Genomic DNA, 20,321 nt, shown 5'->3' with positions numbered 1-20,321 from the left:
CGATCACACTCCCCGGCGCCGCGCGGCCAGTTCCTGCAATGCGGTGAACGCGCCGATCGCGAGCAGCAAGCCGGCGAGCGCGCCGAGCACGCCGAGCAGCACCGGATGCTGGATCGCCTTGCTCCACAGCCGCGCATACCAGGGTACATAGCCGACCAGATAGGTGTCGCCGACGCGCATGCTGTCCACCTTGCCATCGCGCAGCAAAGCGACGTCGCCCTGCAATTGCGCGACGCGGTCCGGCTTTTCGAGCATGTCGAGCAGTTGCGGCAACTGCTGCTGATCGGTGGCGCTCAGTGCGACGACGCTGCGTCCATGGCTGCCCGGCAATTCGAAGCCCATCAGCGCGGCCAGCGGTCCGTCGCGTTCGATGCGCGCGCCGCCGTCCGGCCGACGCGTGTCGCTGTGCGGGGCGCCGTCGCGCCGGGCGGCGCTGTGCCACTGCTCGTCGACCGCGAACGAGGCCCGCGCGAGTGGGCTCGACGCAGCGGCGCCCGACGCAGTGAGGCCTGAGGCAGCGGCGTCGCCCGACTGGGCGCCGATCGTCAGCGGTAACGCATGCGGCCAGCGCGTGAGCCACGGCGCCGAGCCGTTGCCGCCGATCACGAGCAGGTCCTTGCCGTTCAGCTGCGCGAGCTCGGGCGGCCGCGCGACCTGCACGCGCAGCGCGGGATAGCCGGTCCATTGCCCCATGTGGCCGAGCATCGTCAGCAGGCTTTCGAGTTCCTGCGGCGCCGGATGCTCGGGAATCACGACGGCCGTTTGCGACAGGTCCGCGTAGCGCGTGAACGGAAAGCCGCTGTTCGCGAAGAACGCAAGGTTCGGCATCCGTGCGTAGTGAACGAAGTCCGAGAAGTCGATCGTCGAGTCGGGATCGACCGCGGCCTGCACCGGGTTCGTCGCGACGCCCTGGCAAAGCCCGGTCTTCTGCGAATCGAGATTGAAGCGCAGCTGCAACTGGTTCGAGCTGCCGACGCGGAATGCCGGAATATCGAGCGCGCTCGTCGCACGGTTGGCGTTGTTCGACAGCACCGGCAGTTGCAGGCGACCCTGCGCGTCATCGGCGGTCGCGAGCGCGAGCCGGTACGACTTGACCAGCTGATCGTTGATCTGCACCGCGAGCGCCGAGTTGTTCTGCACGGTCGGCGCCGTGTAGCGGTACTTCAGATTCAGCGGCACGCCCGCGCCGTTCCACGAGTACAAATCCGCGGGCACGCGCAGGTTCAGGCGGATCGCGTCGGGCGTGCTGCCGCGCACCTGCAGTTGCGACGGATCGTCGATCAGTTCCTTGAACGAGACCGGCCGGTCGACCGGCACCCAGCGCGGCGCGTCGTACGGCTTCCTCGGCGCGCCGGCGGCGAGCTGCGTGATGCGCACCGCGGGACCCGCGAGCGCGGTCGTGCCGAGCACCAGAGCGGTGCTCGCTTCATCGACTTCGGCGGCGCTGCGGCCGGTCACGATCAGCAGCTTGCGGTTCTGCGCGACGGGATTGTCGGCGACGATCAGCATCGGGCCGTTGATCGGCGGCAGCGTGAGGCCGGCGGGCAACTGCTCGCTGCGCGCGACGACGACCGCGTGCGAGTCCGTGGGCAGCGCCGACAGCGCCGGAAAACGTGCCTGCCGGTAATCGGCCTGCGCGCCGAACCATGAAGCGAGTACGCCCGCGCTGCGCAAAGTCGCGTTGTCGACGGCGGCCGGCAGCACGAACGGCAGACGCAGCCGGTTCGCGTCACGGTGATCGAAGAATGGCGCGGGCAGCAGCGCGAGATCGTCGGGCAAGCGGATCGGCGCGGTATCGACGATGAATTCGCTCGACGGACTGACGTCGGCCCACAGCGCCGAGTTCTCGGGGTCTTCGCAATGCTCGAGCGTGTAATGCGCGATCAGGCGCAGACCGATCTGGTTGTAGTCGGTCAGAAACCGCGGATCGAGCGGGATGTCCTGGGTGACGAGCTTGCCGGCGTGCTCGCGATCGAACGGCACGGTCGCGACCACTTCGTTGTTGACCGACACCTTCAGATGCGACATCGCGAACACCAGCGCCGGCGAATACGTGTAGCGCAAGCGCAGGCGCGCTGCCGTGACCACGCGATCGAGCCGCACGCCGAGATTGACGGTGCGTGCGTCTTCGACACCGCGCAGCGTCAGCGGCTGATATGCGCCCAGGGTCGCGAATGAAACGCGCGATGTGCTGGAGCCTGATGCGGGCGGTGGGACGCTGGCGTCATTGTCGAGGTAGTTGGCGCTGGGATTGGCCTTGGCGGCACTCACGCTGGCGACAGCGAGCGCGGCCGGCGGATTCGCCGCGGCGGCGACGACCGGTACCGAGGGCGCGGCGCCCGACGCGACGGCATACAACGCGCCGACAACGGCGGTCAGCGCAACGCACAACGACACAACTGGTTTCATGAACAGCTCAGCTTGTTGGACATCGACCGTGCGCGCCCGAGCGCGCCGCTTGCGGTACGAATCCGGTCTGCCGCGCGAACGCGCGAAGTGGGAAAACGGACTGCCGGGCGCGCGCCTTAGCGGAGACAGGCGGCGCACCATTCCTCGTATACGGAAAATCCGGCGAAACCTTGAGCGGGACGAGCAACGGGGGTGACCAACATTTGAGATTTGAGCGCAATCGGCAGCAGCCCTAACCGGTTATGCGTTGTGTTCATTCTCCGAAGCCGGTCGGTCAGGCGGGAAGGTGCCAAGTGCCTGCCGCTGTTGGGCGGCGCAAAGATATCACAATTTGCCTCTTCATTGACATCTTGTAACATTCACGGTCATTTGCTGCACATCAAAAGTCATCTCGAAACATGCGTGATCCTGCCGACTCCCCCGCTCACTCGACCATCGCGCCGCCCGCGAAACGCAGCGGTCCGCTGCGCGGCTTGTTCGCGTTGCGGCATTCGTACGCTGGCATCGTCGCGACATTGCGCGCGGAAAGCGCGTTTCGTCAGGAAGCCGCGCTCGCGGCGATCCTCGTGCCCGCCGCGTTCCTGATGCCGGTCGATGCCATCTCGCGCGTGCTGCTGATCGGATCGGTGCTGCTCGTGCTGCTGGTGGAGCTATTGAATTCGGCGGTCGAGGCCGCGATCGACCGGATCTCGTTCGAGCGGCATGAATTGTCAAAACGCGCGAAGGACTGCGGCAGCGCGGCCGTGACCGTTGCGCTGCTGATGTGTGTGCTGACGTGGGGCGTGTTGTGCGGGCCGCTGGCGTATCACTGGCTGCGTGCGTGAGGCTCGACGCGTTCTATGCAGTCCGCAGCATGGTTGGCACGTTGCGCGCCCAGTAAGGCGCAATGCAAACGTTAGCGCGGGCTCAACGACAATTTCGCGTGCCGCGAAACATTCCTGACGCAAACGTTGGCGGCATCCAGCGATGGCACAACGATTGCTGAATTCCGCTCGCCGGCATCTGAGCCGTGAAGCCGCGTGACGTACGCAACGGGGCGCCGTTCAAACGTCATTTCAACAATCCACCGGTGGAGGCACCATGCTTCGATACGCTGTGATTTTCTTCATCATCGCCATCATCGCCGCAGTGTTCGGCTTTGGAGGCATTGCCGCGGGCGCAACCGAAATCGCCAAGGTGTTGTTCTTCATCTTCCTGGTGATCTTCCTCGTCACCCTGCTGATGGGCGTGATCCGACGCTGACGGCTGCATACAGCGTTCGGTGAATTCACGCCTCGCCCGATGCGAACCGGCGACGCTGCGTTGGTGCCGCGTTCAGGATTGCACCGCTGCCGTCGCCGTTGCCGCCGTTGCAATACTTGCCGCAGCATATTGCAATAGTTGCCGACGCATCGGGCGCTTCGACCCACTTCTATTCCGCTGCTTTTAATCTGTATGCCGCGGCGTGTGCGGCATCGCTTCAGGCCGCGTGCGCGATCCGCGGCGTCGCATGCAGACGCGGCGACCAGTTCGCGAGCGTGCGCATCGCAACCGGCGGCTTGCTCAGAATCGCGCTGTCGTAGCGCTTGTCCGCGAAGCGCATGAAATCGACGATGCGAAACCCCTGCCCGCGATAGAACGCGATCTGCCGAGTGGCCGGTTGCGGGGTATCGAGTGCGAGTTGCGCATAGCCGCGTGTTGCGGCCCAGCGTTCGGCGAACGCGATCAGCAACGTGCCGATGCCGCGCGCCGCGCGCCACGCGGGATCGACCGCGAACTGTCGCAAGCTCGCGACATCACCGTGCCGGTATAGCTCGCATGATGCTTCGCCATCCGAAGCATAGAGCGTCATCGTGCCGACGATGTGTCCGTCGCATACCGCGACATGGCAATCGCCGCGCAGCACGCGCTCGCGCGTCGTCTCGATGGTCTGATCCACGCACGTGCAATTGAGCCCCTGCGCGCCGAGCGGCGCGAACACGCGATGCAGCAGCGCCGTCAACGCCGCGAACGAATCACGCGATGCGTCGAAGCGTCTGAGTTCGACGTGGACGGCGCCACGACATATCTAGCGGACCGGAACGGATTGCGGATGGCTTGCGCGACGCTTCACGTTGAGCACCTCGTACTGATTCGATGGCCGAAGTGTAGGGTTGGCGCGTGAGCGTCTCAAGAAAAAATGTCGTAAAAACTCTGGCCGGTCACCCGTCGCTCACGAGATGTTTTCGGCTTCGTACAGACGGCGACCCGCCGCATCCTTGCTGCCGAGAATCGGTTGAAAGTCGATCGGCCAGTCGATGCCGATGTCGGGATCGGACCACAGCAGGCAGCGTTCGAGCTCGGGAAACCAATACTCGGTGGTCTTCCACACGCATTCGGCGACCTCGGACAGCACGACGAAGCCGTGCGCGAAACCGGGCGGCACCCAGATCTGCCGCTGGTTCTCCTCGTTCAGATACTCGCCGCTCCATTTGCCGAAGTTCGGGGAGTTCAGGCGCACGTCGACTGCGACGTCGAAGATCTCGCCGCGCACGACGCGCAGCAGCCGTCCCTGCGGACGCTGCACCTGGTAGTGCAAGCCGCGCAGCACGCCATGCACGGCGCGCAGATGGCGGTCTTGCACGAAGTTGAAACCTTGCGCGACGTCGTCCGAAAATTCGTCCGCGCTGAAACTCTCGAAGCAGAAGCCGTACTCGTCGATGAACACTTCCGGCTCGATGAGTTTCACCTCCGGCAATGCCGTCGCCATGACCCTGTTGCCCATCGCCACTGTGCTCGTAAAAAGGCTGGCCAGCGAAGATACGGCCGCTCTCGCGACCGCGTCCAACAGCCGAGGCGCGCCCGCGGCGCGGGCGCGCTATCGCATGCTATAGATACATGCTACGCCTCAGTGGCCGCCCGGCTTCGGGCACGATATTCGGTTGGCGACAAAGCCATGCGCTTGCGGAAGATTTTCGCGAGACGATCACCGTTGCCGGTGCCGCTGCGACGCGCGATCTTGTCGACCGGCAATTCGGTCTCGGTCAGGAAGTTGCACGCGATGCGCAGCCGCACCTGCAGCAGGTAGTCAGACGGCGTGACTTGCATCTCGTGCTTGAAACGGCGCAGGAAATTGCGCTCGCTCATGGCGGCGACCTGCGCGGCATCGGCGACCGACACCGGACGGTCGCAGTTCGCCTCCATCCAGCGCGCGGCCGCGCGAATCTTTTCGGCGACGCTCAGCGTGCCGCCCTCGGCCGGCAGCGGTACCCACGTCGAGGCCATGCCGGGCATCACGCGATCGGCGACGCTGCGTGCGAGCTCCGCGCCCAGGTCGCGCTTGATGAACATCAGCGCGCTGCGCGCGCAGTCGTGACGGTCGTTGGCCGCGCTGAACGCGCCTTCGCTCGCGCTCGCGCCGGGATAGCGGCTCATCAGGCCATCATGCTCGGTCGGGCCGGCCGCTTCGAGCACGAGGCGTCCCTCGCCGATCGTTTCGATCGCGCGGGTGCGCGATTGCACGGCGCGCAGCCAGTTCAGCAGGCGTTCGTCGCGGGCGGCCACGTGGGCGCCGTAGCCGCCCGCGATGAACAGCACGTCGAAACCGCCGCCAAAGCGCGTGTCGATGCGATCAGTCCAGATGCGCGCCGACGACGAGCTGGCGACATTGCCGCCTTCCGTCGACAGGAACTGCACCTCGTAGGGCGGATCTTCGCCCGCTCGCGTGCCCGCGAACTCATTGGCGGTCTGGAACATTTCCACGACGGTACCGGGGCCGAGCAGCCAGAAGCCGTCGAACAGCAGAATGCCGATTCGCCGCGCTGCAGTACGGACGTTCAACGCAGGCGTGTGAAGCCACGTAATTCTCGTTGTATCAAGGTGCATGTGCGGCATGATCTTTCCCCAAACGGGCTACGTTGTGGACCCCGATTTGCCCCGTCATCAGACGGAACGGGAGAATGCGTTATTACGGCGGGAAAACGGACTAACGCCGGATAAAGGATTAAGCGTGATGTTAGCGGAATGGATCGCTATAGTAAATTTGAAAAGCAGATTTCATCACGGCGATCAATGTCTGAGGAAAAGCCGTTATTGAGAGATTGATATGAGCGCCCGACAGGCCCGGCAACTATGCAAGGCTGAGCGCAGAGCGTGGGGATATCTTACCGCAAAGCCTTGGTGGACGGCACTCTCGCCCGCTCGGGCAAAGTTGCCGATAATGCGAAGCATAGTGATTCCACCTTACCGAGTACGTTTCTTGCCGGTGCAAAAATGTTTCAATTGTGAACTGCTTATCGACCCGATTATGTCCGCGCAATTCGGTAGTTTATTCGCAAAGCGTAAAGTTATTCCCCGCGGCATTAGGCATTACCGTGGCATTCCTGATAGGCCGGAAATTAATATCCAAATGCTGATTTATCGGGGGTTCTAAAAACGTTTCTATTTTGAAACATCGCGGAGCGCTTTCGTATGAATGAAGCTCGCGTATGCCGCCGGTTCGGGGAGGCTGTGATACCTGGATGCAGCGCAGCAATCATGTGTGGCGCACATGCCACAAAGCGCCGGCCGTAGCAACCGGCGAAGTTGCAACGGCACGTCTGATGGGCGCGCCCGAAATGCGAGCAAACAGTGGGTTGGGATAGCGGCGGCGCGCAACGGCCGCGCCGCCGCTAGTCAGCTTGCCTCAGCCATTCGTTCCTTCGCCGGCCAGCGTTGCCGTTGCGGCCGTGCGCGCGAGCACCGGCCGCAAAGCCGCGCCCGTGTGACTCGCGGCCACGCGCGACAGGCTTTCCGGATCGGTTGCCGCAACGATCGTACCGCCGCCCACGCCGCCCTCCGGACCGAGATCGATGATCCAGTCCGCCTCGGCGATCACGTCGAGATCGTGCTCGATGACGACCACGCTATGCCCGCCATCCACGAGCCGATGCAGCACGCGGATCAGCTTCGCGACGTCCGCCATGTGCAGGCCGACCGTCGGCTCGTCGAGCACATATAGCGTGTGCGGCGGCTTCTGGCCGCGCCGAGTGAGGTCGTCGCGCACCTTGCTCAGCTCGGTGACGAGCTTGATGCGCTGCGCCTCGCCGCCCGACAGCGTCGGCGATGGCTGGCCGAGCGTCAGATAGCCGAGCCCGACATCTTTCATCAGTTGCAGCGGATGCCCGATGTTCGTGATCGACGCGAAGAACTCGACCGCTTCGTCGATTTCCATCGTCAGCACGTCGCCGATGTTCTTGCCGCGCCACGTGACCGCGAGCGTCTCCGGATTGAAGCGCTGACCGTGGCAAACGTCGCATGGCACTTTCACGTCGGGCAGGAAGCTCATGCCGATCGTGCGTACGCCTTGGCCCTCGCATGCGGGGCAGCGGCCCTCGCCGGTATTGAACGAGAAACGCGACGCCGTATAGCCGCGCGCACGTGCCTCCAGCGTGCCCGCGAACAGCTTGCGGATCGCATCCCACACGCCGATGTAGGTGGCGGGACACGAACGCGGCGTCTTGCCGATCGGCGTCTGATCGACTTCGAGCACGCGGTCGATGTTTTCCCAGCCGGTGACCGAATCGCAGCCCTGCCACGTGTGCGTGACGTTCAGCGGCGCACGCGGCGCCGAACGCGCGAGCACGCTCGAGCGCCGGTTCGCGGCCGGTTTCTCTTCGGCGGCCGCCCGCGCACGCCGCGTGGCCGGCGACGACAGCACCGAGCGCCCGACCGCATCGAGCAGATTGGTCATCAGCACGTCGCGCGCGAGCGTCGACTTGCCCGAGCCGCTGACGCCCGTCACCGCGACGAGCCGCGCGAGCGGAATGCCGACCGTCACGTCACGCAGGTTGTGCAGCTTGCCGCCATGCACGGTCAGCCAGTTCTCGGGAACGGCAGCCGCACGCTTGCCCGGCGCGACGACCTCGCGACGCGGCTGCAGCGGATGCACGATCGGCTGCGCGAGAAAGCGCCCGGTCAGCGAATCGGCCTGCGCCGACAGGTCGGCGACGCTGCCCTGCGCGATCAGCGTACCGCCGCGTTTGCCTGCGCCAGGCCCGATATCGATGATGTGATCGGCGCGCCGGATCGTGTCCTCATCATGCTCGACGACGACTAGCGTATTGCCCTTGTCGCCGAGCTTGCGCAGCGCGTTCAGCAGGATCTGGTTGTCGCGCGGATGCAGACCGATGGTCGGCTCGTCGAGCACATAGCACACACCTTGCAGATTGCTGCCGAGCTGCGCGGCGAGCCGGATGCGCTGCGCTTCGCCGCCCGACAAACTCGGCGCCGCGCGATCGAGGCTCAGATAGCCGAGCCCGACTTCTTCGAGGAACTGCAGCCGGCTGCCGATTTCACTGACCACGTCGCGTGCGATTTCGGCATCGCGGCCTGTCATCTGCAGCGTATCGATCCATGCGCGCGTGTCGGACACGGTCCATTGCGCGACATCGACGATCGCCTGCGAGTCGAACGTGACGGCACGCGCGACCGGATTCAGACGTGTGCCCGCGCAATCCGGACACGGCTCGTCGACGAGCCCTTCCGGTTCCTGCTCTTCCGACGGCAAGCTCTGTTCGCGGCCGCGATTGTCATCGACGACGATCGTGTCGTCGTACGCGGCGCGCTGCTCGCGCGTCAGCGACAGCCCCGTGCCGACGCAGCTCGTGCACCAGCCATGCTTGCTGTTGTACGAGAACATGCGCGGATCGAGCTCGGGATAGCTGGTGCCGCACACCGGACACGCGCGCTTCGTCGACAGCACCTTCACGTCGCCGAGCTTCGCGGTGGACTTGCCGCCGTTGATCGCGTCGTGCAAGCCGTCGAGCGGCGCGAGCAAATGCATGATGCCTTTGCCGATGTCGAGCGTCTGATCGAGCGCTTCGCGCAGTTCGGCTTCATGATCGGCCGAGATGACGAGGTCGGCGACCGGCAGTTCGATCGTGTGCTCGCGGAAGCGGTCGAGCTTCGGCCAGGGATCGACCGGCACGAACTCGCCGTCCACCCGCAGATGCGTATTGCCGCGCGCTTTCGCCCATTTCGCGAGGTCGGTATAGACGCCCTTGCGGTTCACGACGAGCGGCGCGAGGAAGCCGACATGCTGGCCCTTGTGATCGCGCAGCAACTGCGCGGCAATCGATTCGGCGCTTTGCGACGTGACCGGCGTGCCGTCGTGAATGCAATGCTGCAAGCCGAGCTTCACGTACAGCAGACGCAGGAAGTGCCACACCTCCGAGGTCGTCGCGACGGTACTCTTGCGGCCGCCGCGCGACAGCCGCTGCTCGATCGCGACGGTAGGCGGAATGCCGTACACCGCGTCGACTTCGGGTCGCCCGGCCGGCTGCACGATCGAGCGCGCGTACGCATTCAATGATTCGAGGTAGCGCCGCTGACCTTCGTGGAACAGGATGTCGAACGCGAGCGTCGATTTGCCCGAGCCCGACACGCCGGTGATCACGTTGAACTTGCCGTGCGGAATGTCGACGTCGAGCGCCTTCAGGTTGTGCTCGCGCGCGTTGACGATGCGCACGACGTCCTCGCCTTCGATCGCGCGACGCGCGCGGGCTGCGCTCAGTGCCTTCTGCAGCGGGATGCCTGGCGGCTCCGCTTCGGCTGCGAGGCCCATCGCGCGGTCGTATTGCAGCAACGCCTCGCCGGTATGCGACTCGGCACACGCTTTCACTTCGTCCGGCGCGCCCGCGCACAACACGCGGCCACCGCCGTCGCCGCCTTCGGGACCGAGGTCGATGATCCAGTCGGCCGCGCGGATCACGTCGAGGTTGTGCTCGATCACGATCAGCGAGTGACCGCTCGCGAGCAGCTTGCCGAACGCCTGCATCAGCTTGGCGATGTCGTCGAAATGCAGGCCCGTGGTCGGTTCGTCGAACATGAACAGACGCTTCGCGACTACCTGCTTCGCGCCACGCGTGGTACGCGCTTGCGCCGATTCCGCGAGAAAACCCGCGAGCTTGAGCCGCTGCGCCTCGCCACCCGACAGCGTCGGCACCGGCTGCCCGAGCTTCACGTATTCGAGTCCGACGTCGACGATCGGCTGGAGAACGCGCAATACTTCGGCGTCCGTGGCGAAGTACGCGGCAGCCTCGCTGACGGTCAGCTCGAGCACGTCGGCGATACTCAACGCGCGCGCGGGCTCGCCTCGCTCGATCTTCACCTCGAGGATTTCCGCGCGATAACGACGCCCGTCGCAATCGGGGCAGCGCAGATACACGTCGGAGAGGAACTGCATTTCGATGTGCTCGAAGCCCGAGCCGCCGCAAGTCGGGCAGCGGCCGTCGCCCGAGTTGAAGCTGAACATGCCGGGGCCGTAGCCGCGCTGCTGCGCGAGCGGCGCCTTCGCGAACAGCTTGCGGATTTCGTCGAACGCGCCGACGTAGCTGGCCGGATTCGAGCGCGCGGTCTTGCCGATCGGCGACTGGTCGACGAACACGACGTCGGTGACCTGGTCGGCGCCCTTAAGCGACTTGAACGCACCCGGCGCTTCGGTGGCAAGGCCGAAGTGGCGCGCCATCGCCGGATACAGCACGTCTTGCAGCAGCGTCGATTTGCCGGAACCCGACACGCCGGTCACGCAGACGAGCCGCTGCAACGGAATTTCCACCGTGACGTCGCGCAGATTGTGCTCGCTCGCGCCTTCGAGCACGATGCGCGGCGTGCTCGCATCGACCGCGCGACGCGACCAGTGCGCGGCATCCGCGACATGGCGCCGGCCGCCGAGATATTCACCGGTCAGCGTGCCGGTCGAGCGGATCGCATCGGGCGCGCCGTCGAATATGATCGAACCGCCGCGCTCGCCTGGCCCTGGACCCATGTCGATGAGCCGGTCCGCCGCGAGCATCACTGACGGATCATGCTCGACCACGACCAGCGTATTACCCGCGTCGCGCAGCCGGTGCATCGCCTCGACGATGCGGTTCAGGTCGCGCGGATGCAGGCCGATGCTCGGCTCATCGAGCACGAACAGCGTTTTGGTCAGCGACGTGCCGAGCGCGGTGGTCAGGTTGATGCGCTGCACCTCGCCACCCGACAGCGTGCGGCTTTGCCGATCGAGCGTCAGATAGCCGAGGCCGACGTCGCAGAGATATTTGAGGCGCGTGCGCACCTCGGCGAGCAGCAGCTTCAGCGCGTCGTCGAGCAACGCGCTCGGCAGCGTGATGTCGTCGAAGAAGCGGCGGATGCGCTCGATCGGCATCAGCATCAGATCGTGCACGGTAAGACCGGGCAACGCTTCGAGCTGCGCGCGCGACCACTGCACGCCGCGCGGCATGAAGCGGTGCTCGGGCGCGAGCACGTCGTTCGCGTTCGCGTTGCTGCCGAGACGCCACAGCAGCGATTCGGTTTTCAGACGCGCGCCGCCGCAGGTTTCGCATGGCGTATAGCTGCGGTACTTCGACAGCAGCACGCGGATATGCATCTTGTACGCCTTCGATTCGAGATAGTCGAAGAAGCGTTTGACGCCGTACCAATGCGTCTGCCACTTGCCGTTCCAGTCCGGCGAGCCGTTGATGACCCAGTTGCGTTCGCGCTCGCTGAGCTCGCCCCACGGCGTGTCGCGACGGATGTCGGCTTTCGCCGCGTAGCGCATCAGGTCGTCCTGGCATTCCTTCCACGCGGGCGTCTGCATCGGCTTGACCGCGCCTTCGCGCAGCGTCTTGCGCGCATCTGGAATTACCAGACCGAGGTCGACGCCGATCACGCGGCCGAAGCCGCGGCAGGCATCGCACGCGCCATAGGCCGAGTTGAACGAGAACAGCGCGGGCTGCGGATCGGCATAGCGCAGATCGCTTTCGGGGCTGTGCAGGCCGGTGGAAAAACGCCAGATGCGCGGCTCGGCGGCTGCGGTCTGCGGTTCGTCCGAGGTGGCCGGCAGGACGTAGATATTCACCCGGCCGCCGCCGCGCTTCAGCGATGCCTCGATCGCCTCGATCGCGCGCGCTTTATCGACCGAACGCAGCCGGAAGCGGTCGGCGACGACGTCGAGCAGCTTGCGCTTGCCGGTCGGTGAATCGACTTCGCGCTGCGCCTGAACACGCGTATAGCCACTCGCCGACAGCCACTGCTCGACCTCCTGCTCGGAAGCCGATTCCGGCAGCTCGACCGGGAACGTGACGACGAGCCGCGGCTCCTCCTGCGCGGTGCGTTCGAGCAGTTCCGCGTAGATCGTCTCCGGCGTGTCGTGCCGCACCGGATGCGCGGTCTGGCGGTCGAACAGTTCGGCCGCACGCGCGTACAGCAGCTTCAGATGGTCGTTGAGCTCGGTCATCGTGCCGACCGTGGAGCGCGAGCTGCGCACCGGGTTGGTCTGGTCGATCGCGATGGCGGGCGGTACGCCGTCGACGCGGTCGACCTGCGGCCGATCCATCCGGTCGAGGAACTGGCGCGCGTAGGCACTGAAGGTTTCGACGTAGCGGCGCTGGCCTTCCGCATACAGCGTGTCGAACACGAGGCTCGACTTGCCCGAGCCTGACGGCCCGGTGACGACCGTCATTTCGCCGGTGCGCACGTCGAGGTCGACGTTTTTCAGGTTGTGCTGGCGGGCGCCGCGAATGCGGATCGTGCCCTGGGTCTTGTTGCTGCTCGGCTTGCCGGCTTGGGGAGTATCGGCGAGGGTGTCAGGGGTTGCGTCGTTGGAGGACAATTTTTCCGACCGTCTGAAGGAGTGGTTCACCTCTCACGGCCGGCTCTCGCGACCGCGCAAGTTCGGTGCAGCCGGCAAGGCACGAGGAGCGCCCGGAAGCCTGGCTGTAGGGGGATACTATACTGTATGTTTATACAGTTTTCCATGACAGGCGCAGGTGCGTCTGAAGTCTGGATCGACGGGGCTGCGCAGAACGCTGCGCGGCGGTCACGACGTCTGACTAGCCGGCCGCGCTTTGCACCTGCGAAGGCCGGGCCGCATCCGGCGTCGCGCAACCCGCCTGCGTCCCGCGCGCGGCGCTGTCGCCGAGCGCATACGCTACGCAACGCCTCGCCAGCACGTCGGTCGGATCGACGAGCCGCACCACCCGCCCGCCCGGGCTCGCGAGCACCGGCTCGCGCAACAGCAACGGCAGTTCGGTGCATGCGAGCACGATGACCTGCACGCCCTGCGCGACCAGATCGTCGACGGCCGCCGCGAGGTCGTCGCAGCATTCGCCCGATGTATGCCCAGCCTTCGCGCCGCGCGGCCCGTAGATCGCGTTCATCAGACGCGCCTGCGCGGCCGCGGACGGTGCGATCTGCGCCAGGCCGCGCGCGTCGAGCACCTGTTCGTAGACGCGGCTCGCGAGCGTGCCCGAGGTCGCCAGCACGCCCACCTCGCGCAGGCCCGGAAAGGTCTCCCGCAGATAATCGGCGGTACAGGTCAGCATATTGACGATCGGCACGCGCAGCGCCGGCTGAAGCCGCTCGACGAACGCATGCGCGGTATTGCATGGAATCGCGATCAGGTCCGCGCCGCCCTCCTCGAGCGTCTTGCAGGCGGCGTACAGCGCGAGCGTCGGGTCGTCGCCGCGACCGAGCAGCGCCGCGGTGCGGTCCGGGATCTGCGGATTCTGCTCGACCATGATCCGGATATGGTCCTGATCGCGCGCGGCTGGCGTATTGCGCACGACCTTGCCCATGAAATCGACGGTCGCGGCCGGCCCGATGCCGCCGACCACGCCGAGGCGAAACGCCCGCTGCGGCTGCGTGTACTGCGCGGCCGCGACGTAGCGCGCGTACACCTCGTTCGAATCGACGAGCGGCACCTCGATGCGCCCGAGCGCGCGCAGCACGAGGCCGATTTCCACGAGCCCCGGCACGATCACGTCGACGCCCTGTGCGACCAGGTCGGCGCACGCCGTGCGCAGCAACTCGACGGGCCGGCCGTGCAGGCGGCCAGCGCGGATACCCTCGGTGCCGAAGACGGCGCTCGTCACGCAGTCGAAATCAGTATCGTTGCGCGGATAGCACACGTCGAACTGGCCGGCTTCAAAGTAGCGCTCGAACAGCCCGTTCGCGCGAATCGCGGCCGACGTCAGGACGCCGATGCGCCGGGCGCCGTCGCGCCGGGCGCCGTCGCGCCGGGCGCCGCCGCGCCGGGCCGACGGATAGGTACACCGCACGTGCTCGGACAGCGCCGTCATGATGTTGGCGACCGGCACGGTGACGTTGGTGGTGAGTTCATCGATGAACGTGTGGCTCAGGAAACATGGCAGCACGATCGCGTCCACACCGCGCTTTTCAAACGCGCGCATCGTGTCGAGCACATGGATCTTGAACCGCGCGTCCGTCGCATCGGGTGCGGCGGGCCCGGGCCACGAGCGCGGTTCGAGAATCAGATCGAAGGGGCGCGCGGCACCCGGCCGGCGCGACGCCGTGCTGATCCGGCCGAGGATGTCGGCGCTGGCGAACTGCGCCGCGCCAGTCGCCACACCCAGCGAACGAAAACGCTTCATGATCAGATCCCCCGGTCGTTCTGTGCGTCCACCCTCGATCACGGGTGGCTTTCTGCGCGCTTGAGAATGACACTATGCGACACGCAGATGTCCAGGGGTTAACCATGCAAAAGCCATTACCTTGCGTGCGCGCTTCTTCAACTCACCGGCTCGAAAATCTCCCGCAGCCACTGCGCGAACACCCGCACCCGCGACGACAACTGCCGGTTCTGCGGATACAGCACCGACACCGGCATCGGCGGCGGCGGATAGTCCGCCAGAATGACGCGCAACCGTCCGGCCGTCAGTTCGTCATCGACGCGGTAGCGCGGTACCTGCACGATGCCGAGCCCGGCGATCGCCGCGCCCGCGTACAGTTCGGCGCCGCTGACCGACACCGCCGACGGCAGCACGAGTGCGGTATCACGCCCGTCGATGCGGAATTCGAGCGGCAGCGGCTTGCCGGTCGCGCTCGACACGTAGTTGACCGCGCGATGCGTCGACAGCGCGCCGGGATCGGCCGGCTCGCCATACGTGGCCAGATACGCGGGACTCGCGACCGTTACCTGCTGCAGTTGCGCGACGCGCCGCCCGACCATTGACGAATCCTGCAGCACGCCCGCGCGCAGCACGCAATCGATGCCCTCGCGCACGAGGTCGACGAGCCGGTCGTCCTCGCCGATCATCAGCTCGATGTCGGGAAAGCGTTCCAGAAACGCGGGCAGCGCCGGCACCACGAAGTGCCGCGCGAGCGTGCCCTGCACGTTCACGCGTAACAGCCCCTTCGGCGCGACATTGGAGAACGCCCCCTCGGCCTCCTCCATGTCGGCGATCAGGCGCACGCAGCGCTGATAGTGCGCGTCGCCGTCGGGCGTGAGCCGTACCGTGCGCGTCGTGCGTTCGAGCAGCCGCGCGCCGAGCCGCTGCTCGAGACGCTTCATCAGGTTGGTGACGGTCGCGCGCGGGATTTGCAGATCGTCGGCGGCGCGCGTGAAGCTCTGGCGCTCGGCGATACGCACGAACACCCGCATTTCCTCGAAACGGTCCATATCGGCGGATTATTAAAGCGAATGGAATGATGATCGCGAGTCTAACCGGATTATCTCGGAGAGGAAAGCGCTCATCATTCACGTCATCGATCCACCACCTTCTGTGAGGAAACGAATCATGAGCACGAACCAACAACTGAAAGTCGCCATCGTCACCGGCGCATCGCGCGGCATCGGCACGGCAATCGCACAGCGACTCGCGAAGGACGGCTTCGCGGTCGCCGTCAACTACGCATCGAGCGCGGGCGAAGCCGACGCGCTCGTCGGCGCGATCCGCGAAGCCGGCGGCAAGGCGGTCGCGGTGCAAGCGGACGTGTCGAAGCCCGACGACGTGCGTCGCATGTTCGAGATCACCGAACGCGAGCTGGGCAAGGTCGACGTGCTCGTCAACAACGCGGGCGTGATGAAGCCGACGCCGCTCGCCGACACGTCGGACGCGCTGTACGACCAGACCTTCGACATCAACGTGCGCGGCACCTTCAACACGCTGCGCGAAGCGGCCACGCGCCTGAACGACGGCGGACGCATCGTCAATTTCTCGACCAGCGTGCTCGCGCTGAACCTGCCCGGCTACGGCATCTACACGGCGACCAAGGCGGCCGTCGAAGCGTTCACGCGGGTGTTCGCGAAGGAACTGCGCGGGCGCAATATCACGGTGAATGCGGTCGCGCCGGGACCGATCGCGACCGCGCTGTTCCTCGAAGGCAAGAGCGACGAGCAGATCGAAACCTTCGCGAAGATGCCGCCGCTGCAACGCCTCGGCGAGCCGGAAGACGTGGCGGGCGTGGTCGCGTTTCTGGTCGGCCCGGATGCGAGCTGGGTCAATGGGCAGACGTTGCGGGCCAATGGCGGTTTGGCTTGATCAGATGCGCGGGTCCAGCGTGCTGCCGCGCTGGACCGTCGCGTTGCGCGCGGCACGGCGCCTGAAACGTGATCGATCCGCCGCTCAAACCGCCTTCGGATTGCGTTCCGCGAAGCCTTCCTGATGCCAATACGGATACGCGGGGCGCACCGCGCTTGCCGCGTCGAGCTTCGCGACCTGATCGGGCGTCAGATTCCAGCCGACCGCGCCGAGGTTCTGCCGCAGTTGTTCCTCGTTGCGCGCGCCGATCAGCAGCGTCGCGACGGTCGGCCGTTGCAGCAGCCAGTTCAGCGCGATCTGCGGCACCGTCTTGCCGGTTTCGGCGACGACTTCGTCGAGCGCGTCGAGCACGCGGAACAGATACTCTTCCGGCACCGGCGGGCCCATGTCGGCGGTCTTGTGCAGACGGCTCGTCTCGGGCAGCGGCTGGCCGCGCTTGAGTTTGCCGGTCAGACGCCCCCAGCCGAGTGGACTCCACACGACCGCACCCACGCCCTGGTCGACGCCGAGCGGCATCAGTTCCCACTCGTAGTCGCGCCCGACCAGCGAGTAGTAAGTCTGATTCGCGACGTAGCGCGGATAGCCGTAGCGGTCGGCGATATCGAGCGACTTCATCAGATGCCAGCCGGAGAAATTCGACACGCCGACATAGCGGATCTTGCCCGCGCGCACGAGATCGTCGAGCGTGGATAGCACTTCGGGAATCGGCGTTTTCGCGTCGAAGCCGTGCAGCTGGAACAGGTCGATGTAGTCGGTTTGCAGACGCTTGAGCGCCGCATCGACCGCGTTGATCAGATGGAAGCGGGACGAGCCGACGCCGTTCGGATCGCCGTTGAAACGGAAGGTCGCCTTGGTCGACAGGATCGCCTTGTCGCGCTTGCCTTTCAGCGCCTCCCCGAGCACCGACTCGGATGCGCCCTTCGAATAGATGTCCGCGGTGTCGAACATCGTGACGCCCGCGTCGAAGCAGATGTCGATCAGACGCCGCGCTTCGGCGACGTCGGTCGCGCCCCACGCCTCGAAAAACTCACCCTTGCCACCGAACGTACCGGTGCCGAAACTCAGCACCGGCACCTTGAAACCCGATGCACCCAGATGTCTGTATTCCATTGCAGAATCTCCGTGGCATTGCCCTCGATGAACGGAGATTCAGTCTACGCGTGTCGGCGAAAACCCGTCATGAAGGCGACGCGCTCAGATCGGCGAGTGCACCGCGCACGGCGTCGATCACGCTGTCCCAAGCGCCGAGCTGCGGTTGACGGAACAGACGCGCGGACGGATACCACGGCGTGTCGCTGCGTTCCAGCAGCCAGCGCCAGCAGGTGTCGAAGCGGTTCAGAATCCAGACCGGTTTGCCGAGCGCGCCGGCCAGATGCGCGGTGGACGTGTCGACCGAAATCACCAGATCGAGACCGGCGACGAGCGCGGCGGTATCGGCGAAATCGTGCAGCAACTCCGTGTAATCGGCGACGCGTTCAGCGTATGCGCTTGCGGCGAGTTGCGCTCCGGCCGCGCCCTTCTGCACGCTGAAGAAGCGTACGTTCGGCACGTCGAGCAGCGGCGCGAGTTGCTCGAACGCGAGCGAGCGACGCGCATCGATCTTGCGCAGCTCCGCGACATGCGCGCGGTTCTCGCCGGCCCACACGAGGCCGACTTTCAGCGGTTGGATTGCGTTGCCATCCGCGTTGGTGTTGCCATTGGATTCGATACGCTCGCGCCATTCGCTCGCGGCCGCTGGCTGTGCAAAGAGATAAGGCGTGGCCGCCGGAATGCTCGCTTCGTCCGTGCTGAATGCACGCGGCAAGCTCAGCAGCGGGCAATGACAATCGAACGGCGGCAATGGCTGCCCCGCTTCGATCAACTGATCGACACCGTCGAGCGTCGACAGCAGCCGCATCAACGGACCCGGCACTTCGAGCACGACCTTCGCGCCGAGCTTCGCAACGAGTGGCGCATAGCGGCAGAATTGCAGCGTGTCGCCGAGGCCCTGCTCCGCATGCAGCAGGATGGTTTTGCCGTCGAGCGGAAAATCGCCGAGCCACAGCGGCTGCGCGAACGCGCGCCGGCCGGCCTTGATGCGGCTACGCTCCCAACGCCATTCGTATTCGCGCCAGCCGCTCTCGAAGCGGCCCATTTGCAGTAGACACAGCGCCTGGTTCCAGTGCGTTTCGACCGACGCCGGATTCAACGCCAGCGCGCGCTGATAGCTCGACAACGCCTGTTCGCGCTGATTCAGATCGATTTGCGCGAGACCGAGGTTGTTCCATGCATCGACGAAACCAGGCGCGAGTTCCAGCGCGCGCTGGTAACAGCGCTGTGCTTCGTGCGGCTGGTTCAGATCGCCGAGCACGTTGCCGCGATTACTCCACGCATCCGCATAGTCAGGCTGCAATGCGAGCGCCTGGTCGCAGCTATCGAGTGCATCGGCATAGCGGCCAAGATCGCGCAGCACGCACGCGCGGTTGTTCCAGGCCGGCGCGAACTCGGGCACCAGAGAAAGCGCGCGCTCGTAGCTCGCGAGCGCTTCGAGCGGACGGTGCAGCGACGCCAATGCGTTACCGCGATTGTTCAAGGCATCGGCGAATTTCGGTTGCATCACGAGCGCCCGCTCGGCGCACGCAAGCGCTTCGTCATGACGCTGCAACGCGTTCAGCGCATAGGCGAGATTCGAATGCACGGCCGGCTGTCTCGCGTTGAGCGCGAGCGCCTTCTTCAGCAGCTCGACGCCTTCCTGCAAGCGACCCGTTTGCAGCGCGAGTTCGCCGAGCCAGCGCAACGCGTCGCCATGCTTCGGCTTCAATTCGAGAATCTCGCGATACATCTCCTCTGCTTCGACGAGCGCGCCGTTCTGTTGCAGCGCGACGGCTTGTCGAAGCAGATGGTCCAACTGTTGCGGCAGACTGGCTTGCTTGCTCATGCGGTACCTGAAATCGAAGGCGCGAAGAATCGTCGGGTAAAGCGCACGATTATCGCCGAAAAGCCTGTATTCGAAGTACCGCCGCTGCCGCGTAGCGACGTGACGCCGCTTATTGCGCGGCCACGGTCAGATGCTTGCGCTTCGCGAGTTCCTGCGCCATCGCGTAGTGCTGCTGGATCGTCGGTAGCGCCTGCTTCGCCGCGGCCTTCAACTTCTCGTCGCGACCCGATGCGATTTCCGCCTGGAACGCGGACAACGCCTTCTGCTCACCCGCGAGCGCGACCTGCTCGATATACCTCTTGTCGAACTCGGCGCCGCGCAGATTGTTGATGCTCGCGAGCACGGCCTCGTCGGGATCGTTCTTCGGCACGTCGACACCGCGCGGACTCGCCGCGCGCAATGCGTCGGTAATCTTTGCGTCGTCATCCGAAACGCGCTCGGCGAACGCCTTCACGTCGCGGTCGGCCGAACGCGCGGTGGCGATACGCGCGGCATCGCGCTGCGTCGCGACGGCTTTGGTGCCGTCCGCGATGAAGGTCTGATCGGCCGCATGCAGGCGGACTGCGTCCGCGGGCGCGGCGTTCTGCGCGCTGGCCACCGAGGCGGCCGTCAGAAGACCGCCGAAGCAGGCAGCGGCGGCGATGCGGGCCAGAGAGACGGAAGGGACGGAAGGCAGGCGGATCATACGTTCTCCTTGAAGTGAAAGCATCTGAAAGCAAAACGAAGGACACGTG

General features: G+C 65.5%; 13 protein-coding genes. 3 read left to right on the top strand and 10 right to left on the bottom strand.

Annotated features, from left to right (window positions below; genetic code table 11):
- Positions 1-3: 3 nt before the first annotated feature.
- Positions 4-2,409, bottom strand: coding sequence for a cellulose biosynthesis cyclic di-GMP-binding regulatory protein BcsB (bcsB, locus tag BC1002_RS05275; RefSeq protein ID WP_013089031.1), 2,406 nt, complete (start codon positions 2,407-2,409; stop codon positions 4-6).
- A 398-nt stretch (positions 2,410-2,807) separates the two neighbouring features.
- On the opposite strand from bcsB, the gene BC1002_RS05270 reads away from it, so the two are divergent.
- Positions 2,808-3,233, top strand: coding sequence for a diacylglycerol kinase (locus BC1002_RS05270; RefSeq protein WP_013089030.1), 426 nt, complete (start codon positions 2,808-2,810; stop codon positions 3,231-3,233).
- A 256-nt stretch (positions 3,234-3,489) separates the two neighbouring features.
- On the top strand, positions 3,490-3,651 hold the full coding sequence (locus BC1002_RS36095; RefSeq protein ID WP_013089029.1) for a DUF1328 domain-containing protein: 162 nt from the start codon (positions 3,490-3,492) through the stop codon (positions 3,649-3,651).
- 217 nt (positions 3,652-3,868) lie between these two features.
- Here BC1002_RS36095 and BC1002_RS05260 read toward each other — a convergent pair whose 3' ends face one another.
- The 6 genes from BC1002_RS05260 to BC1002_RS05235 all read right to left on the bottom strand — a co-directional run bounded on the left by BC1002_RS05260 (position 3,869) and on the right by BC1002_RS05235 (position 15,808).
- The gene (locus tag BC1002_RS05260; protein ID WP_049870200.1) at positions 3,869-4,456 is read right to left on the bottom strand and encodes a GNAT family N-acetyltransferase; all 588 of its coding nucleotides are present in this window, start codon (positions 4,454-4,456) and stop codon (positions 3,869-3,871) included.
- 144 nt (positions 4,457-4,600) lie between these two features.
- Positions 4,601-5,152: a dTDP-4-dehydrorhamnose 3,5-epimerase gene (rfbC, locus tag BC1002_RS05255; protein WP_013089028.1), complete on the bottom strand. Its 552-nt coding sequence runs from the start codon at positions 5,150-5,152 to the stop codon at positions 4,601-4,603.
- 116 nt (positions 5,153-5,268) lie between these two features.
- Entirely contained in the window at positions 5,269-6,261 is a 993-nt protein-coding gene (locus BC1002_RS05250; protein ID WP_013089027.1) for a GlxA family transcriptional regulator, read from the bottom strand.
- A 790-nt stretch (positions 6,262-7,051) separates the two neighbouring features.
- Positions 7,052-13,000, bottom strand: coding sequence for an excinuclease ABC subunit UvrA (uvrA, locus tag BC1002_RS05245; protein WP_013089026.1), 5,949 nt, complete (start codon positions 12,998-13,000; stop codon positions 7,052-7,054).
- Between the two features lie 220 nt (positions 13,001-13,220).
- The gene (cuyB, locus tag BC1002_RS05240; RefSeq protein ID WP_013089025.1) at positions 13,221-14,780 is read right to left on the bottom strand and encodes a cysteate racemase; all 1,560 of its coding nucleotides are present in this window, start codon (positions 14,778-14,780) and stop codon (positions 13,221-13,223) included.
- Between the two features lie 137 nt (positions 14,781-14,917).
- Positions 14,918-15,808, bottom strand: a complete 891-nt coding sequence (locus BC1002_RS05235) for a LysR family transcriptional regulator (protein ID WP_013089024.1) — start codon at positions 15,806-15,808, stop codon at positions 14,918-14,920.
- Positions 15,809-15,926: 118 nt separating this feature from the next.
- Between BC1002_RS05235 and BC1002_RS05230 the strand changes: the two genes are divergently transcribed.
- Complete coding sequence (locus BC1002_RS05230; RefSeq protein WP_013089023.1) at positions 15,927-16,670, top strand: SDR family oxidoreductase; 744 nt, start codon at positions 15,927-15,929, stop codon at positions 16,668-16,670.
- A gap of 84 nt (positions 16,671-16,754) precedes the next feature.
- Here the strand turns inward: BC1002_RS05230 and BC1002_RS05225 are convergent, their stop codons facing one another.
- The 3 genes from BC1002_RS05225 to BC1002_RS05215 form a co-directional block, all read right to left on the bottom strand.
- Positions 16,755-17,780, bottom strand: a complete 1,026-nt coding sequence (locus BC1002_RS05225) for an aldo/keto reductase (protein ID WP_013089022.1) — start codon at positions 17,778-17,780, stop codon at positions 16,755-16,757.
- Positions 17,781-17,847: 67 nt separating this feature from the next.
- Positions 17,848-19,587: a tetratricopeptide repeat protein gene (locus BC1002_RS05220; protein ID WP_013089021.1), complete on the bottom strand. Its 1,740-nt coding sequence runs from the start codon at positions 19,585-19,587 to the stop codon at positions 17,848-17,850.
- A 109-nt stretch (positions 19,588-19,696) separates the two neighbouring features.
- Positions 19,697-20,272, bottom strand: a complete 576-nt coding sequence (locus tag BC1002_RS05215) for a DUF4142 domain-containing protein (protein ID WP_013089020.1) — start codon at positions 20,270-20,272, stop codon at positions 19,697-19,699.
- Between the last annotated feature and the right edge of the window lie 49 nt (positions 20,273-20,321).

This window comes from Paraburkholderia atlantica (genome assembly GCF_000092885.1).
Classification (GTDB): Bacteria; Pseudomonadota; Gammaproteobacteria; order Burkholderiales; family Burkholderiaceae; genus Paraburkholderia; species Paraburkholderia atlantica.
Note: the sequence above shows the minus strand (reverse complement) of the source record. Positions and strands in the feature narration are given on the sequence as shown.

Excerpts from the sequence above, each read along its gene's own strand:
- bcsB (WP_013089031.1), bottom strand. The coding sequence starts at position 2,409 with ATGAAACCAGTTGTGTCGTTGTGCGTTGCGCTGACCGCCGTTGTCGGC.
- BC1002_RS05270 (WP_013089030.1), top strand. The coding sequence starts at position 2,808 with ATGCGTGATCCTGCCGACTCCCCCGCTCACTCGACCATCGCGCCGCCC.
- BC1002_RS36095 (WP_013089029.1), top strand. The coding sequence starts at position 3,490 with ATGCTTCGATACGCTGTGATTTTCTTCATCATCGCCATCATCGCCGCA.
- rfbC (WP_013089028.1), bottom strand. The coding sequence starts at position 5,152 with ATGGGCAACAGGGTCATGGCGACGGCATTGCCGGAGGTGAAACTCATC.
- BC1002_RS05250 (WP_013089027.1), bottom strand. The coding sequence starts at position 6,261 with ATGCCGCACATGCACCTTGATACAACGAGAATTACGTGGCTTCACACG.
- cuyB (WP_013089025.1), bottom strand. The coding sequence starts at position 14,780 with ATGAAGCGTTTTCGTTCGCTGGGTGTGGCGACTGGCGCGGCGCAGTTC.
- BC1002_RS05235 (WP_013089024.1), bottom strand. The coding sequence starts at position 15,808 with ATGGACCGTTTCGAGGAAATGCGGGTGTTCGTGCGTATCGCCGAGCGC.
- BC1002_RS05230 (WP_013089023.1), top strand. The coding sequence starts at position 15,927 with ATGAGCACGAACCAACAACTGAAAGTCGCCATCGTCACCGGCGCATCG.
- BC1002_RS05225 (WP_013089022.1), bottom strand. The coding sequence starts at position 17,780 with ATGGAATACAGACATCTGGGTGCATCGGGTTTCAAGGTGCCGGTGCTG.
- BC1002_RS05220 (WP_013089021.1), bottom strand. The coding sequence starts at position 19,587 with ATGAGCAAGCAAGCCAGTCTGCCGCAACAGTTGGACCATCTGCTTCGA.
- BC1002_RS05215 (WP_013089020.1), bottom strand. The coding sequence starts at position 20,272 with ATGATCCGCCTGCCTTCCGTCCCTTCCGTCTCTCTGGCCCGCATCGCC.